Here is a 15,022-nt window from a genome sequence, read left to right on the forward strand (position 1 = left end):
GCGATGGCCTCCGCATCCCCGGAACTGGAGCAATTCGTCCGCGACGCGCTGATGCGCGGCCACGACCGCGAACAGGTGACGCAGGCGCTGCTGGCCGCCGGCTGGAGCGCCGAGCAGGTCCGCGGCGTGCTCGACGGCTGGGCCGAGGTGGACTTCGCGCTGCCGGTGCCGCGCCCGCGCGCCTCGCTGTCCGCGCGCGAAGCCTTCCTCTACCTGCTGCTGTTCAGCGCGCTGTATTTCTTCGCCTGGAACCTCGGCAGCCTGCTGTTCGCGCTGCTCGAACACCTGCTGCCCGACCCGGCCGACGCGCAATGGCAGGTGCTGCGGCGCACCGGCTCGATCCGCTGGTCGCTGTCGGCGCTGGTCATCGCCTTCCCGGTATTCGCCTTCGTCGCCCGCCATCTCGCCCACGACGTCGCCAGGCATCCGATCAAGCGCCTGTCGCCGATCCGCCGCTGGCTCACCTACCTGACCCTGTTCGTCGCCGCCGCGGTGCTGATCGGCGACCTGACCACGCTGGTGTTCAACCTGCTCGGCGGCGAACTGAGCCTGCGCTTCGTGCTCAAGGTAGGCGTGGTCGCCGCCATCGCCGGCACGGTGTTCGGCCACTACCTGCGCGACCTGCGCCGCGAAGAGGTCGCCGGCGCCGACCAGACGGCCTCCGGCCGCCGCGTGCTGTGGGCCGCCGGCATCGCCACCGCCCTGTCCATCGCCGCCGGCGTGTGGGTGATGGACTCGCCCGCGCAGCAACGGCGGCTGCGGCTGGACGAAACCCGCACCGGCGACCTGCAGACGCTGGAGATCGCCGTCAACCAATGGTGGCAGGAGCACAAGGCGCTGCCGGCCGACCTCGACACGCTGGCCGCGCAACCGGGCGTCAACCTGCCGCGCCACGACCCGGCCGGCGGCGGCGATTACCGCTATCGCCCGCTCGACGCCGCGCATTACGAGCTGTGCGCCGATTTCGCCACCGACAGCGGTGAACGCCGCGCACGCTGGCGCCTGCCGCAAGCCGGGCAATGGGCGCACCCGGCCGGCACGCACTGCTTCGGCCGCGGCGTGGACGACAAGGACTGAACGTGGGTGCCGCCGATCCACGCCGCGCGCAGCTGCGCCGGCTCAAGCTGTACGCGCTGGCGATGCTGCTGGCGATGCTGGCCGGTTTCGTCGCCAGCCACCTCAACGGCGAGCGCGGCGCGTGGGCGTGGGTGGGTGCGTTCTGCGAGGCGGCCACGGTCGGCGCGCTGGCCGACTGGTTCGCGGTGGTGGCGCTGTTCCGCCGCCCGCTGAACCTGCCGATCCCGCATACCGCGATCATCCCGCGCAACAAGGAACGCATCGCCGACAGCCTGGCCGTGTTCGTGCGCGACCACTTCCTCGAACCGGAATCGCTGCTGGCCAAGCTGAAGGTGTTCGACCCGGCCACCCGGCTCGGGCACTGGCTGGCGCAGCCGCAGCAGGCGCGGATGCTGGCCGGCATGGCGCGCGGCTGGGCCGTGCAGGCGCTGGACCTGCTGGATGAAACCGCCGTGCGCGCCGCCATCCAGCGTTTCGTCGTCGAACAGCTGCGGCAATGGAACGTCGCGGCCACTGCCGGCGACCTGCTCGGCCTGCTCACCGCCGACAACCGCCACCAGCGCGTGCTCGACGAAGGCCTGACCCGCATCGCCGGCTGGCTCGACGACGACGCCGTGCGCCAGCGCGCATCGATGCTGATCGTGCGCTACATCCGCAAGGAATGGCCGAAGCTGGCCAGTACCGTGGACTGGGTGAAGCCCATCGACGAGATCGGCGATTCACTGGCCGAGCGGCTGGCGCGCGCGGCGCTGGAGGAATTGCAGGACGTGCTGTCGCAGCCCGCACACCCGCTGCGGCAGGATTATGCGCGCTGGCTCGGCGACTACATGCGGCGGCTGCACCACGACCCGGCGCTGGCCGAACGCGTCGATGCGCTCAAGCAGCAGGTGATCGACCACCCGGCGGTGCAGGACTACGTGCAGGGCCTGTGGCAGCGCATCCACCGGCACCTGCGCGAGGACTTGTCGCGCGGGGATTCGGCATTGGCCGGGCACCTGGAGCGCAGCCTCGGCAAGCTCGGCGCGGCCATCGGCGACGACCCGGCGCTGCGCGACGCGCTGAACCAGCACATGCTGGCCGGCGCGGAGAAACTCACCACGCGCCTGCGCAGCGGCGTGACCGCGCACATCGCGCAGACGGTGAAGGGCTGGGACGAGGCCAAGCTGGTCGAGCAGCTGGAACTGAGCGTCGGCCGCGACCTGCAATACATCCGCTTCAACGGCACCCTGGTCGGCGGCCTGATCGGCCTGTTGCTGCATGCGCTGACCCACGGATTGCCGTCGTAGGTGCGGGGTTTGCCCCGTACTGGGCCTCATCGGGAATGCCCCATGCGGGGCAAGCCCCGCATCTACAAGAGTCGCGACAGGCCTTCGGCAGTCCTCGTAGGTCGGGGCTACCGCCCCGACGGCTTCCATGATGCGAGGCGTCGGGGACATAGCCCCGACCTACCGGATGTATCTGGAGGAAAGCTCCCGAGTCAGGAGGCGCGCCGCAGCTCCCACGCGCGGTGGATGCGCGCATTGCGCTCGAAGTCCGGGCCGATGGTCTGCGCGCTGATTTCGCGGCACTGCGCGAATTCGGCGATCGCGTTTTCTTCCAGCTTGAAGCGGCGGAAGTTGTTGGAGAAATACAACACGCCGCCCGGCGCCAATCGCGCCACCGCCGCGCGCAGCAGCCGCAGCTGCTCGCGCTGCACGTCGAAATCCTCGGCGCGCGCGGAGTTGGAGAAGGTCGGCGGGTCGCAGAAGATCACATCGAACTGACCGCGCTCGGCTTCCAGCCACTGGATCGCATCGGCCTGCACCAACTGGTGAGCGCTGCCGCCCATGCCGTTGAGTGCAAGGTTGTCGGCGCACCATTGCAGATAGGTGCCGGACAGATCGACGCTGGTGGTCGAAGCCGCACCGGCCACCGCCGCCTCCACGCTGGCCACGCCGGTGTAGCAGAACAGGTTGAGGAAGCGCTTGCCGCGCGCCTGCCCGGCCATCTGCCGGCGCAACGGGCGATGGTCGAGGAACAGACCGGTGTCGAGGTAGTCGAACAGGTTGACCCGCAGCAGCGCATCGTTCTCGCGCACGAGGATGAACTCGCCGCGCTGCTCGAAGCGCCCGTACTTGCTGCCGCCCTTGCCGCGCTCGCGCGTTTTCAACGCCACCTGTTCGGCCGGCACCGCGAACACTTCGCGCGCGGCGGCCAGCAGTTCGTTGCGGCGGCGGCGCACGTCGGCGTCGGGAATCGCCGCCGGCGCGGCGTATTCCTGCACGTGCAGGAAGGTGCGACCCTTGCCGCCGTCTTCCTGATAGACGTCGATGGCCGCCGCATATTCGGGCAGGTCGGCGTCGTAGGCGCGGAAACAGGTAACGTCCTCGCGCGCGCGCCAGCTCTTGAACTTCTTCAGGTTCTTGCGCAGGCGGTTGGCGACCATCTGCGCGCCTTCGCTCAATTCGCGCGGCGCGCCGTCGTGCTCGCGTGCCGGCACCGCAATCGGGTCGCAGACGATCAGCGCGCACTCGATCGCGCCGTTGAACAGCTGGTAGGTCTTGCGCGCGCGCAGGCCGGTGGCGAAGGCCAGTTCGGCGTTGCCGCACAGCAGGCTGGCCCGCCACTGCGGCACCGTGCGCTTGAGCGCATCGCCGAGCCGGCGGTACAGCGCCGCGTCGGCGAACAGGCGTTCGTCATAGGGCGGGTTGCAGACCACGCAACCGGTTTCCTGCGGCGGCACCTGCAGGTCGGCGACGTCGCGCGCGCCGAACCAGATCGCCCCGCCGACGCCGGCTTCCTCGGCGTTCTGCTTGGCCGCGCGGATCGCCTGCGGGTCGATGTCGCTGCCGTGGATGACCTGCTTCAACGCGGCGCGGCCGGCGCGCTCGCGCTCGCGCGCCTCGGCCAGCAGCTCGCGCCACTGCGCCTGGTCGAAACCGCGCCAGCGGCTCGGCGGGATGCTGCCGTGGCGTTGCAGGCCGGGGGCGACGTCGGCGGCCATCAGCGCGCCTTCGATCAGCAACGTGCCGCCGCCGCACATCGGGTCGAGCAGGCCGCCGCCTTCGGCGTGGATCTTCGGCCAGCCGGCGCGCAGCAGCACCGCGGCGGCGAGGTTCTCCTTCAGCGGCGCATCGTTCTGCGCCAGCCGCCAGCCGCGCTTGTGCAGCGAGCCGCCGCCGAGGTCGATGGAAATGCTGGCCCGGCCCTTGCGCAACGACAGGTTGATGCGCACGTCCGGGAACTCGACGTTCACCGACGGCCGCTCCATGCCCTGCCCGCGCAGGCGGTCCACCACCGCGTCCTTGATCCGCTGCGCGGCGAAACGCGCGTGGGTGATGGCGGTGCCGGAGACATGGGCATCGACGGCAAGCGTCAGCTCGGCGTCCAGATGCTGTTCCCACGGCATCGCCAGCACGCCCTGGTACAGCGAGCCTTCGTCAGGACAGTCGAACTCGGCCAGCGGCCACAGCACGCGGCTGGCAAGGCGCGACCACAGCACCACCCGCTGCGCGTCGCGCAGTTCTCCTTCGGCATTGACCCCGGCGATGGTGGCGGTGGCGCGCGGCAGGCCCAGCGCCAGCAGTTCGTCGGCCAGCAGGTATTCCAGGCCCTTGGCGCAGGAGACGAAGAATTTCACGGGGGATACCACAGGGGAACGGCAGCGGGCCGGGGGCCGCCATTGTACGGGCCATTCGCGGCAGGCCCGCGGGAACGGGCGGCCTTGCCGGCAGATCGGGGCTATGCCCCCGGCGCCCTGCATATCCGGCATCACGCGTCGGGGGCATGGCCCCGACCTACCCGTGTGGTTCCTGCGGGCCCCGCCGCATGGGGCTTCACCGGGAAAGCTTCATGCGGGGGCAAGCCCCGCATCTACAAGGTCTGCAGCAGCGCCTCGAATTCGCGGGCCGAGGCCTCGACGTGATTCTCCAGCCGGTGGCCGTCATCGACCAGCAGCAGCCGTGCCGCGCGCGCCCGCGCCCAGCCGATGACCTCGGCCGGCGCGATCAGTTCGTCGTGCCAGGCATGGACGACGCCGGTCGGCACCGCTGCCGCGTCCAGCGCCGGCATCGGTCCCATCTTCGTCGGCGGCACCATCAGGAACAGCGCGCGCACCGGCACGTGCAGCGAGGCGATCGCCGAGACGTAGGCGCCGAGGCTGGAGCCGGCCAGCACTACCGGGCCCTGCCGCGCGGCTTCGCCCGCCCGCTGGACCAGGCGTTGCAGGCGCGCGGGCACGTCGCCGACTTCGCTGACCTCGCGGCGCGCGTCCAGGTCGGTGTAGTCCGGGCGTTCGTGGCTCCAGCCCAGCCGCTGCGCCACCTCGGCCAGCGCGGTGACCTTGGTCGCATCGGGGCCGCTTTCGAAACCGTGGGAAAGGATGCAGTGGCCGCGGTTCATCGCAGGTATTCGGGCAGAAGCACTCGGGGGCGCAATGCTAGCATCGCCCGATGCCCGCCATGCCCGCCATCCACGCCGCGCCCCTGCCCTACGAACCGCTGCTGCCATTGCGCGAGCCGGCGGCAATCGACCTGGTGGTGATCCACTGCACCGAGCTGCCGGACCTGGCGACGGCGCGCGAATACGGCGAGCGCGTGCTCTACGACAGCGGCACCGGCAACAGCGGCCATTACTACATCGACCGCGACGGCAGCATCCACCAGTACGTGGACGTGCTGCGCGTGGCCCACCACGTGCGCGGCATCAACCCGCGCTCGCTCGGCATCGAGCTGGTCAACCGCGGCCGCTACCCGCACTGGCTGGATTCGCGCCACCAGGCGATGGACGAACCCTATCCGCGCGCGCAGACCGATGCATTGGTCGCGCTGCTGCGCTGGCTGCCGGCACGGTTGCCGTCGCTGCGCTGGATCTCCGGCCACGAGGAACTGGATGTCGAGCAGGTGCCGGCCAGCGACGACCCGGCGCTGCGGGTGCAGCGCAAGCGCGACCCGGGGCCGCGGTTCCCGTGGGAGGACGTGCTGGCGGCGGTGCCATTGCAGCGCATGTAGGAGCGCACCTTGGTGCGCGATGATGCTTCACCGGGAAAGCTTCATCGCGCACCAAGGTGCGCTCCTACGATCGCGCCACCGGGCGCGCGGGATCGGACGACCAGCCGCTCCACGAATCGGCGAACACCCGCGCACCGCCCAGGCCGGCCACTTCGAAGGCCAGCAGCAGGTGGCAGGCGGTGACGCCGGAGCCGCACATCATCACCGCCTCGCCGGGCGCATGCGTGCCCAGCAGCGGTTCCAGTTCCGCGCGCAGTTCCGCCGCCGGGCGGAAGCGGCCATCGCGCAGGTTGAGTGCGAGCGGGCGGTTGAGCGCGCCGGGGACGTGGCCGGCGACGCGGTCCAGCGGTTCCACTTCACCGCGGTAGCGCTCGCCGGCACGCGCGTCGAACAGCCAGCCGGGCGATTGCGACAGCCGCGCGGAAATCTCGTCGACGCCGGCCACCTGCGCCAGGTCGAACCGGCCCGGGTACGGCGGCAACGCCGGCACCTGCTCGACGCCGGCTTCCAGCCGCCCGCCGGCGGCCTGCCAGGCGGCCAGTCCACCGTCGAGCACGGCCACGTTGCGATGGCCGATCAATCGCAGCAGCCACCACAGCCGCGCGGCGGCCATGCTGCCGTCACCGGCGTCGTAGGCCACCACCTGCGTGTCCGCGTCGATGCCCCAGCGCCCCAGCGTGGCGGCGAAGGCGTCGCTGTCCGGCAGCGGGTGGCGGCCGTGGCCCTGCCGGGAAAGGTCGGACAGGTCGCGGTCGAGATCGGCATATACCGCGCCGGGAATATGGCCGACGGCATGATGCGCGGCGCCGGACTGCGGATCGGCCAGCGAGAAGCGCGCATCCACCAGCCGCGGCGCGGTGCTGGCGGTGGCGCGTGCATCGACCATGCGCGGTGGCGCGGCGGCGAAGGCGGCGGCCAGCGAGGCGGCATCCACCAGCGTGGTCCACGGCGGGGCGATCGGCGTATTCATGGGCTCTGCTCCAGGCGGCGACGCAGGTTGTAGAGGATGGCCGCGGTGGCGCCCCAGATGCGCTGCCCCGGCCAGCTGTATTCGAGCACGTGGCGGATGCGGCCTGCATGCTCGATCTCGACCTGGCGCAGGTTGGCCGGGTCCATCAGGAAATCCAGCGGCACCTCGAACACCTCGGCTACCTCCGCCGGCTGCGGCACCGGCACGAAGTCGGGGTCGATCACCGCCACCACCGGCGTGACCCGGTAGCTGGAAATGGTGAGGAACGGGTCGAGGTAGCCCAGCACCTGCACCTGTTCGCGCGGCAGGGCGATTTCCTCATGGCTCTCGCGCAGCGCCGCCATCGCCGGGCTGCGGTCGTCCGCCTCGATGCGGCCGCCGGGAAAACCGACCTGGCCGCCGTGGCTGCGCAGGGTCTCGGTGCGCCGGGTGAGCAGCACCTGCACGCCCTGCGCCCGCGGCACCAGCCCGGCCAGCACCGCGGCCTCGGCCAGCGGCCCGGCCGGCAGCAGGTCGGCCAGCTCGCTGCGGTTCCAGCCCTGCCCGGTCGGTGCGGCGGCCAGTGGCTCCAGCGCGCGCAGCAGCCGCTCCCGGCCCGGCAGCGCGGCGGCCAGCGAGCCGGATGCCAGCGCGCGCGCGGGCAATACTTCGTCCATCAACTGCCGGCGCTGCAGCTCGTTCATGCGCAGCCAGCCACCGATCTCCTCGCCCGTGCGCAGGCAGCCACGGCAACGGCCGGCACTGTCCAGCGAACAGATTCCGATGCAGGGGCTGGGTATGGCACGGAGGGGGGCATTCATCGGGCGGGGCTCCGGGCAAGCCTACTCCACGAAACAACATCGTGGATGCAGGTTGCCGCGTATCAGGGGATTGCCGGGAGAGGCCCATGCCATGGGGCGACCTTGTAGATGCGGGGCTTGCCGCGCATGGGGCTTTCCCGGCAAAGCCCCGTGCCGGGCAAGCCCGGCACCTACGGTGGAAATGCCGGTGTGGATGCCGAGTTTGCCGCGCATCGGGGGAACCGCCGGGCGGGCCCGGCACCTGCGCCGGTGCCTGCGGAAACGAAAACGCGCCGGTGGAAACCACCGGCGCGTCCAGGTCACCGCAGCGGATTACTTGACGCTGACCAGCTTGACTTCGTACTGCACCGCCACGTTCGGCGGGAAGCCGGTGCGCGGGTCGGCACCGAACGCCTTGTCCGGCGACAGGGTGATTTCCCACTTGGCGCCGGGCTGCATCTGCAGCAGGGTTTCGCGCATGGCCTGCATTTCCACTTCGCTCAGCTTCAGTGCCGGCACGTCGTGCGGCTGCACGGTCTCCGGGCGCTGGCCGTAGGGGAACGGGCCGGCGACCTGCAGGGTCACGGTGCTGGCCTGGGTCGGCTTGCTGCCGCCGCTGCCGGCCTCGATCACGCGGTACTGCACGCCGCTGGGCAGGGTCTGCACGCCGGCCTTGGCCTTGTTGGCGGCCAGGAACTGGTCGCTGCGGGTCTTGTTTTCGGCGGCGGCCTTCTCGTACTCGGCCTTGGCGGCGGCGGCGCGGGCCTGCTCGCGCTTCTGGAACGCTTCGACCGCCGGCTTCAGCTGCTCGGCGGTGATCGCCGGCTGCTGCTTGGCGAAGGCGTCCTGCAGGCCCTTGACCACCGAGGCGATGTCCAACTGCTCGCCGCGGGCGGTGAGCTCGTTGAGGTTGTTGCCGTAGTCGTAGCCGAAGTAGTAACTCAACTTGCCCTTCTCGGACGAAACGTCCTGGGCGAATGCAGTGCCGGTGAGGGCCAGGGCGGCCACGGCGACCGCGATAGAACGCAACTTCATCAAACAGTTCTCCAGGAAGGGTGTCTCAGGGCAACCATGCCGCTTGAGGCGACGGGTTAGGATAGCCGTCGCCAAGGCGCTCCGCCACCGACGACACCGGACTCGGACCGGCGGCCGTGGCGGGAGTTCCCCGCTTACTTTTTCTTAACTTTTCTCTGGAGTCAGCCGCATGTCCGACCTACCGGTTTCGATCAGCACCCGTGATGGCGTCCGCACCCTCACCGTGCAGCGCCCGGAAAAGCTCAATGCGCTGAACCGGCAGACCCTGCAGGCGCTGGACGCGGCCTTCGCCGAGGCCGCCCAGGCCGAGGACGTGCGGGTGGTGGTGCTGACCGGCGCCGGCCCCAAGGCCTTCGTCGCCGGCGCCGACATCGCCGAAATGAATGCGCTCACCCCGGTTCAGGGCCGCGACTTCTCGCTGCTCGGCCAGCGCCTGATGCGCCGCATCGAGCGCCTGCCCAAGCCGGTGCTGGCGATGGTCAACGGCTTCGCGCTGGGCGGCGGGCTGGAACTGGCGATGGCCTGCCACCTGCGTGTCGCCGCCGACAGCGCCAAGCTCGGCCAGCCGGAAATCAACCTCGGCCTGATCCCCGGCTTCGGCGGCACCCAGCGCCTGCTGCGGCTGGCCGGGCGCGCGGCGACGCTGGAACTGTGCCTGCTCGGTGCGCCGATCGACGCCGCACGCGCGCAGCAACTGGGCATCGTCAACCGCGTGGTGCCGGCCGCCGAACTGGAAGCGGAAACCCTGAAGATCGCCACGCAACTGGCCAACGCCGCGCCGCTGGCGCTGCGCGGCATGCTCGACGCGGTCAACGTCGGCGGCGAATGCGGCATCGCCGAAGGGCTGGAATACGAGAGCGCGCAGTTCGGGCTGATGTTCTCCACGCAGGATATGCGCGAAGGCACCGCCGCCTTCCTCGAACGCCGCAAGCCGGAATTCCGCAACTGCTGAGCCGCATCGCAATGCCCACCCCTTCCGCATCGCCCCGGCAGTTGCTGCAGTACGTGCTGGACGATGACATCGATGCCGCGCTCGATGCCGGCCTGATGGACTACGTGGCGCAGCCCGGTGACGCGGCGCTGGACCCGCGCCTGCCGCAGTTGCTGCAGGACACCCAACGACGCCTGCGCGATGCCTGGGCCGCGCGCGAACGCCACCGCGCCCGCGCCGCGCGCCTGGCCCGCCGCGCCGCCGAGCGCGAGGCGCGCCGTGCGCCGCCGCCGGCCGTGAACACCAAACCCGCCCTGCCCCCGGCGGCGGCCGCCATCCTCGCCCGCGCCAAGGCACGGGCCACGGGAAAGCCCTCCGCATGAATGCGAAAGCAGTGAACAAGACCACGCCGAAAAAACCGGCCGCGGCGAAGAAGCCGCCGGCGCCGCGCAGCAGCAAGCGCATGACCGGCGCCGAAGTGCGCGAGATGTTCACCCGCCTGCGCGAGCTCAACCCGCACCCGACCACCGAACTGGAATACGCCTCGCCGTTCGAGCTGCTGGTGGCGGTGACGCTGTCGGCGCAGGCCACCGACGTCGGCGTCAACAAGGCCACGCGCAAGCTGTTCCCGGTGGCCAACACCGCGCAGGCCATCCTCGCGCTCGGCGAGGAAGGGCTGAAGCGCTACATCTCCACCATCGGCCTGTACAACGCCAAGGCCAGGAACGTAATCGCCGCCTGCACGATCCTGGTCGAGAAATACGGCGGCGAAGTGCCGGCCGACCGCGCCGCGCTGGAAGCCCTGCCCGGCGTCGGCCGCAAGACCGCCAACGTGGTGCTCAACACCGCCTTCGGCGAGCCGACGATGGCGGTGGACACGCACATCTTCCGCGTCGCCAACCGCACCGGGCTGGCGCCGGGCAAGGACGTGCGCGCGGTGGAGGATGGCTTGCTGAAGGTGATCCCGGCCGAGTTCATGCAGGACGCGCACCACTGGCTGATCCTGCACGGCCGCTACGTGTGCAAGGCACGCAAGCCGGATTGCCCGCAATGCGTGATCCGCGACCTGTGCCATTACCGGGACAAGACCGTCTGAAGTGCGCGCAACGCGTAGGTCGGGGCTACGCCCCCGACATGCTCCCGGCCCGTCGCCTGCATCCTGATACGCCGGGGGCGTAGCCCCGGCCTACGCGTGGCTGCCGCACGCGCTCCACCGACCGGGCACATGCGGGGCAGGCCCCGCATCCACAGGCCCGGGGCGCTGCAAGGAAAAACGGCGGGCCGAAGCCCGCCGTCGCGCGATTCCATCGAAGGGCGCGGGGCCTCAGAACTTCACGTCGCCCCAGATGCCCAGCTCCCTGGTCTCGGTCCGGACCGGGCTGGCGAGCGAGCCGGCCAGCGCGTCGGTGTCCTTGTACACCGCGGCCAGCTTGAAGTTCTTCAGCACCGGGAACTCGACGCCGACGTTCCAGTACTTGTCCTCGCGGAACGGGTTGAGCGTCTTGCTGGTATCGGTGTTGTCGTAGCGGGCGAACAGGCTGACGTCGCCGTTGGCCACCTGCGCCACGTTCACGCTGCTCCACAGCGACCAGCCGGTGGCCTTGTCGCTGACCGCCGGCACCGCGGCCTGCTGCACGTAGCCCAGGTTCCTGGCGGTGAAGTATTCGCCGCCCACGCGGAACGCCGGGCCGGCGTAGGCGACCATCACGTCGCCGCGGCTGTAGCGCTTCTCGGCCCCGTCGTTCTGCTTTTCCTGGCCCAGATGGCCGCTGTAGGCACCGACGGCGACGCCGAATTCCGGCGTGATTTCCCAGGCCAGGCGGCCTTCCACGTCCACGCCCTTGCTGCGGCCCGGGTTCTTGTAGCCGGCGCCGTTGACCACGGACACCGCGTAGTTGACGCCGCCGCCGAAGTCGCCGCTGGCGTGCACGCCCCAGTCGGCCGAGTTGGCGTACTTCAGGCGGTCGGTCAGGGTGTTCTCGACGTAGCGGTAGCCGTAGTACTTCTCGACGTAGCCGGTCCACGGCATGCCCGCCGCACCGATCTTCAGCACGAAGGCCGGGTCGAAGCTGCCCTGCACGTAGGCGTTCTTGACGAACAGTTCGGTGTTGCCGATCGCCGAGCTGTACTGGAAGTCGGTGGTCAGGTTGGCCGACCAGGTGTCGTTGAACTTGTGGTCCACGGTCAGGTAGAAGCGCTTGACGTCGAAGCCGGTGCCGGTGGCGTCGGTCTTCCGGCCGTTCTGCTTCTGGTCGACGCTGCTGACGTCGAAGAACATGCGGCCGCCGATCTTGTTGTCGTTGACCAGCTTGGCCAGCTTGTCGACGCCGGACTGTGCCTTCTGCGCGGTCTCGATCGCCTGCGCCTGGGTCACGTTCACTTCCGACTGCGCGTCGGACTGCGCCTGCAATGATTCGGACTGGCTCTGCAACTGCTGCACCTGCGCCTGCAACGCGGCGATCTGCGCCTGCAGCTGTTCCAGCTGCGCCGGGGTCACGGCGGGGTTGCTGGCGGCGAAGGCCGGGGCCACGGCCATGCCGAGGCTGGCGGCAACCGCGAGGGCGAGCGAATGGGGACGCATCTGGGTTCTCTCCAATGAGGGTGGAAGGGCTTTGCGAAAGCGCCGTTCCGGCAGCGGCCAGGCAGGCGTTTTGCGAAGGTTCCGTTAATTGGATGACAGTCATGCGACACCTCCATGACATTCCGAAGACGCCGGAGCCCGCGCCGCGATGTCATCCAACCGTCACCGGAAAGTCGCAAAAGATTCATCCGCGGGCGCTGCAATGGCGCCCTGCCGGCCCCACCGGCCACACCACCCTTCAGGAGTCACACTGCGATGCGTTCCTTCAAACTCCGCCTGCTCACCGGCGCCGCCATTGCCTCGTTCGCCCTGGCCGCGCAGGCCGCCGACATCACCGGCGCGGGCGCCTCGTTCGTCTTCCCGGTGATGTCCAAGTGGTCGGCCGACTACGCCGGCGCCACCGGCAACCGGGTCAACTACCAGTCCATCGGCTCGGGCGGCGGCATCGCCCAGATCAAGGCCGGCACCGTCGATTTCGGTTCGTCCGACGCGCCGCTCAAGTCCGAAGACCTCGCCACCTCGGGCCTGGCGCAGTTCCCGTCGGTGATCGGCGGCGTGGTGCCGGTGGCCAACGTGCCGGGCCTGCAACCGGGCGCGTTGAAGCTGGATGGCCCGACCCTGGCCAACATCTTCCTCGGCAAGATCGGCAAGTGGAACGACCCGGCCATCGTCGCGCTCAACGGCGGCCTGGCCCTGCCCGACCTGAAGATCACCGTCGTGCACCGCTCCGACGGCTCGGGCACCAGCTTCAACTACACCAATTACCTGTCCAAGGTCAGCCCGGAGTGGAAGGCACAGGTCGGCGAAGGCACCACCGTGCAGTGGCCGGTGGGCATCGGCGGCAAGGGCAACGAAGGCGTGGCCGCCTACGTCAAGCAGATCCGCGGCGGCGTCGGCTATGTCGAACTGGCCTACGCGCTGCAGAACAAGCTGGCCCACGCGCAGCTGAAGAACGCCGCCGGCCACTTCGTGCAGCCGGGCGACGAAACCTTCGCCGCCGCCGCGGCCAGCGCCGACTGGGCCGGCGCCCGCGACTTCAACCTGGTCATCACCAACGCGCCGGGCGCCAATGCGTGGCCGATCACCGCCACCAACTTCATCCTGGTGCGCAAGAACTCCAGGCCCGGCAGCCTGAAGAACACCACCGACTTCTTCCGCTGGGTCTACGCCAGCGGCAGGAGCCAGGCCCGCGAACTGGACTACGTGCCGCTGCCGGACGCGCTGGTGCAGCAGATCGAGGCCTACTGGAACCAGCAGAACCTGAAATAAGCAGGAGCAAGGAGGCGCGAGTCCCTCTCCCTCGTCGCCTCGGGCGCGGATCAGGTGATCCGCGCTTTTTTTGTTGCCGCCATCCATGGCGGCAACCCTTCGGGCCATCGACGGGCGATGTCAAAAACCGCTCCCGGCGGTTTTTTGTGGGGCGGGGAAGGACGAACAGGGAACGGGAAGGCAACGATGGCCCCGAAGTAGGCCGGGGTTACATCCCCGGTGCTCCGGGACTCGTGGCGTCGGGGGCGTAGCCCCGACCTACCCCACTTTTTTGTGGGGCGGGGGATGGGGAACAGGGAACGGGGAATGAAGGCTCAATGGCGGATTCGAGTTTCGTGATGCAACCGGCAGGGAACACCGTCAGCGCAACGCATACGGCTTTCTTCCATTCCCCGCCGTCATCAGCCTGTAACAAAAACATCATTTCATAGCGTCATCCGCCGGCAGCGCCGGCCCTTCTCCCGCTATGGAGCGACGCATGAAGCTGCACACCACCGGCCTTGCCGCCCTTTCCCTGGCCATCGCGCTGGGCCTGTCGGCCTGCGGCGACAAGCAGGCCGCCCCGTCGGCCAATGCCGACACCAGCAACCCGGCAGCCGCCGGCGACAAGGTCAGCGCGGAGATCTCCGGCGCCGGCGCCTCCTTCATCTTCCCGCTGGTCTCACGGTGGTCGGCCGACTACAACGCCGCCACCGGCGCCAAGGTCAACTACCAGTCCATCGGCTCGGGCGGCGGCATCGCCCAGATCAAGGCCGGCACCGTCGACTTCGGTTCCTCGGACAAGCCGCTTTCCAGCGAGGAACTGGCGCAGGCCGGCCTCGGCCAGTTCCCCTCGGCGATCGGCGGCGTGGTGCCGGTGGTGAACCTGGAAGGCATCCGGCCCGGCCAGCTGCGCCTGAGCGGCCCGCTGCTGGCCGACATCTACCTTGGCAAGATCGGCAAGTGGAACGATGCGGCCATCGCCGCGGTCAACCCCGGCCTGGCCCTGCCCGACACCCGCATCACCCTGGTGCACCGCTCCGATGGCTCGGGCACCACCTTCAACTTCTCCAACTACCTGTCCAAGGTCAGCGGCGAATGGAGCAGCAAGGTCGGCGAAGGCACCTCGGTGCAATGGCCGGACGGCGTCGGCGGCAAGGGCAACGAGGGCGTGGCCTCCTACGTGCAGCAGATGAAGGGCTCGCTGGGCTACGTCGAGCTTGCCTATGCGCTGCAGAACGACATGCCGTATGCCTCGCTGCAAAACGCGGCCGGCAACTGGGTGCAGCCGAGCGCCGAAACCTTCGCCGCCGCCGCGGCCAGCGCCGACTGGGCCGGCGCCCGCGACTTCAACCTGGTCATCACCAATGCACCGGGCGCCGGCGCATGGCCGATCACCGCCACCAACTTCAT

14 protein-coding genes are annotated in these 15,022 nt (G+C 69.8%); 8 read left to right on the plus strand and 6 right to left on the minus strand.

Annotation, left to right across the window (positions count from 1 at the left end):
- The first annotated feature begins 3 nt into the window (after nt 1-3).
- Nucleotides 4-1,077 carry a DUF5671 domain-containing protein gene (locus tag ABB34_RS15540; protein WP_211258201.1) on the plus strand — a complete coding sequence of 358 codons (1,074 nt, stop codon included), beginning with the start codon at nt 4-6 and terminating at the stop codon, nt 1,075-1,077.
- 62 nt (nt 1,078-1,139) lie between these two features.
- Nucleotides 1,140-2,363 carry a DUF445 domain-containing protein gene (locus ABB34_RS11500; protein ID WP_245625442.1) on the plus strand — a complete coding sequence of 408 codons (1,224 nt, stop codon included), beginning with the start codon at nt 1,140-1,142 and terminating at the stop codon, nt 2,361-2,363.
- A gap of 191 nt (nt 2,364-2,554) precedes the next feature.
- Here the strand turns inward: ABB34_RS11500 and rlmKL are convergent, their stop codons facing one another.
- Together rlmKL and ABB34_RS11510 are read right to left on the minus strand one after the other, a co-directional pair.
- Nucleotides 2,555-4,696, minus strand: a complete 2,142-nt coding sequence (rlmKL, locus tag ABB34_RS11505; RefSeq protein WP_057641466.1) for a bifunctional 23S rRNA (guanine(2069)-N(7))-methyltransferase RlmK/23S rRNA (guanine(2445)-N(2))-methyltransferase RlmL — start codon at nt 4,694-4,696, stop codon at nt 2,555-2,557.
- A gap of 233 nt (nt 4,697-4,929) precedes the next feature.
- Nucleotides 4,930-5,457: an alpha/beta hydrolase gene (locus ABB34_RS11510; protein ID WP_057641467.1), complete on the minus strand. Its 528-nt coding sequence runs from the start codon at nt 5,455-5,457 to the stop codon at nt 4,930-4,932.
- Between the two features lie 50 nt (nt 5,458-5,507).
- Here ABB34_RS11510 and ABB34_RS11515 point away from each other — a divergent pair, with 50 nt between their 5' ends.
- The gene (locus tag ABB34_RS11515; protein ID WP_057641468.1) at nt 5,508-6,065 is read left to right on the plus strand and encodes an N-acetylmuramoyl-L-alanine amidase; all 558 of its coding nucleotides are present in this window, start codon (nt 5,508-5,510) and stop codon (nt 6,063-6,065) included.
- 64 nt (nt 6,066-6,129) lie between these two features.
- Here the strand turns inward: ABB34_RS11515 and ABB34_RS11520 are convergent, their stop codons facing one another.
- From ABB34_RS11520 to ABB34_RS11530, 3 genes are all read right to left on the minus strand, one after another.
- On the minus strand, nt 6,130-7,035 hold the full coding sequence (locus tag ABB34_RS11520; protein ID WP_057641469.1) for a sulfurtransferase: 906 nt from the start codon (nt 7,033-7,035) through the stop codon (nt 6,130-6,132).
- Nucleotides 7,032-7,835 (minus strand): CoA pyrophosphatase, encoded by an 804-nt coding sequence (locus ABB34_RS11525; RefSeq protein WP_057641470.1) that lies wholly within the window; start codon nt 7,833-7,835, stop codon nt 7,032-7,034. Before ABB34_RS11525 ends, ABB34_RS11520 begins: the two co-directional genes overlap by 4 nt.
- A 312-nt stretch (nt 7,836-8,147) precedes the next feature.
- Entirely contained in the window at nt 8,148-8,849 is a 702-nt protein-coding gene (locus tag ABB34_RS11530) for an FKBP-type peptidyl-prolyl cis-trans isomerase N-terminal domain-containing protein (protein ID WP_057641471.1), read from the minus strand.
- A 169-nt stretch (nt 8,850-9,018) separates the two neighbouring features.
- Between ABB34_RS11530 and ABB34_RS11535 the strand changes: the two genes are divergently transcribed.
- The 3 genes from ABB34_RS11535 to nth all read left to right on the plus strand — a co-directional run bounded on the left by ABB34_RS11535 (nt 9,019) and on the right by nth (nt 10,876).
- Entirely contained in the window at nt 9,019-9,801 is a 783-nt protein-coding gene (locus tag ABB34_RS11535) for an enoyl-CoA hydratase/isomerase family protein (protein WP_057641472.1), read from the plus strand.
- An 11-nt stretch (nt 9,802-9,812) separates the two neighbouring features.
- Complete coding sequence (locus tag ABB34_RS11540; protein ID WP_152979600.1) at nt 9,813-10,163, plus strand: hypothetical protein; 351 nt, start codon at nt 9,813-9,815, stop codon at nt 10,161-10,163.
- Nucleotides 10,164-10,243: 80 nt separating this feature from the next.
- Nucleotides 10,244-10,876: an endonuclease III gene (gene nth, locus ABB34_RS11545; protein ID WP_057641483.1), complete on the plus strand. Its 633-nt coding sequence runs from the start codon at nt 10,244-10,246 to the stop codon at nt 10,874-10,876.
- A gap of 228 nt (nt 10,877-11,104) precedes the next feature.
- On the opposite strand, the gene ABB34_RS11550 is transcribed toward nth, so the two are convergent.
- The gene (locus ABB34_RS11550; protein ID WP_057641473.1) at nt 11,105-12,361 is read right to left on the minus strand and encodes a porin; all 1,257 of its coding nucleotides are present in this window, start codon (nt 12,359-12,361) and stop codon (nt 11,105-11,107) included.
- Between the two features lie 255 nt (nt 12,362-12,616).
- On the opposite strand from ABB34_RS11550, the gene pstS (ABB34_RS11555) reads away from it, so the two are divergent.
- Together pstS (ABB34_RS11555) and pstS (ABB34_RS11560) are read left to right on the plus strand one after the other, a co-directional pair.
- Nucleotides 12,617-13,630 (plus strand): phosphate ABC transporter substrate-binding protein PstS, encoded by a 1,014-nt coding sequence (gene pstS, locus ABB34_RS11555; RefSeq protein WP_057641474.1) that lies wholly within the window; start codon nt 12,617-12,619, stop codon nt 13,628-13,630.
- A 478-nt stretch (nt 13,631-14,108) separates the two neighbouring features.
- Nucleotides 14,109-15,022 (plus strand): phosphate ABC transporter substrate-binding protein PstS (pstS, locus tag ABB34_RS11560; RefSeq protein WP_057641475.1); only part of this gene is annotated, 914 nt, incomplete at its 3' end.

Origin of the sequence: Stenotrophomonas daejeonensis (assembly GCF_001431505.1) — a bacterium.
Classification (GTDB): domain Bacteria; phylum Pseudomonadota; class Gammaproteobacteria; order Xanthomonadales; family Xanthomonadaceae; genus Stenotrophomonas; species Stenotrophomonas daejeonensis.

Coding starts and splice junctions, on each gene's coding strand:
- ABB34_RS15540 (WP_211258201.1), top strand. CDS start 4: ATGGCCTCCGCATCCCCGGAACTGGAGCAATTCGTCCGCGACGCGCTG.
- ABB34_RS11500 (WP_245625442.1), top strand. CDS start 1,140: ATGCTGCTGGCGATGCTGGCCGGTTTCGTCGCCAGCCACCTCAACGGC.
- ABB34_RS11510 (WP_057641467.1), bottom strand. CDS start 5,457: ATGAACCGCGGCCACTGCATCCTTTCCCACGGTTTCGAAAGCGGCCCC.
- ABB34_RS11515 (WP_057641468.1), top strand. CDS start 5,508: ATGCCCGCCATGCCCGCCATCCACGCCGCGCCCCTGCCCTACGAACCG.
- ABB34_RS11520 (WP_057641469.1), bottom strand. CDS start 7,035: ATGAATACGCCGATCGCCCCGCCGTGGACCACGCTGGTGGATGCCGCC.
- ABB34_RS11525 (WP_057641470.1), bottom strand. CDS start 7,835: ATGAATGCCCCCCTCCGTGCCATACCCAGCCCCTGCATCGGAATCTGT.
- ABB34_RS11530 (WP_057641471.1), bottom strand. CDS start 8,849: ATGAAGTTGCGTTCTATCGCGGTCGCCGTGGCCGCCCTGGCCCTCACC.
- ABB34_RS11535 (WP_057641472.1), top strand. CDS start 9,019: ATGTCCGACCTACCGGTTTCGATCAGCACCCGTGATGGCGTCCGCACC.
- ABB34_RS11540 (WP_152979600.1), top strand. CDS start 9,813: ATGCCCACCCCTTCCGCATCGCCCCGGCAGTTGCTGCAGTACGTGCTG.
- nth (WP_057641483.1), top strand. CDS start 10,244: ATGACCGGCGCCGAAGTGCGCGAGATGTTCACCCGCCTGCGCGAGCTC.
- ABB34_RS11550 (WP_057641473.1), bottom strand. CDS start 12,361: ATGCGTCCCCATTCGCTCGCCCTCGCGGTTGCCGCCAGCCTCGGCATG.
- pstS (WP_057641474.1), top strand. CDS start 12,617: ATGCGTTCCTTCAAACTCCGCCTGCTCACCGGCGCCGCCATTGCCTCG.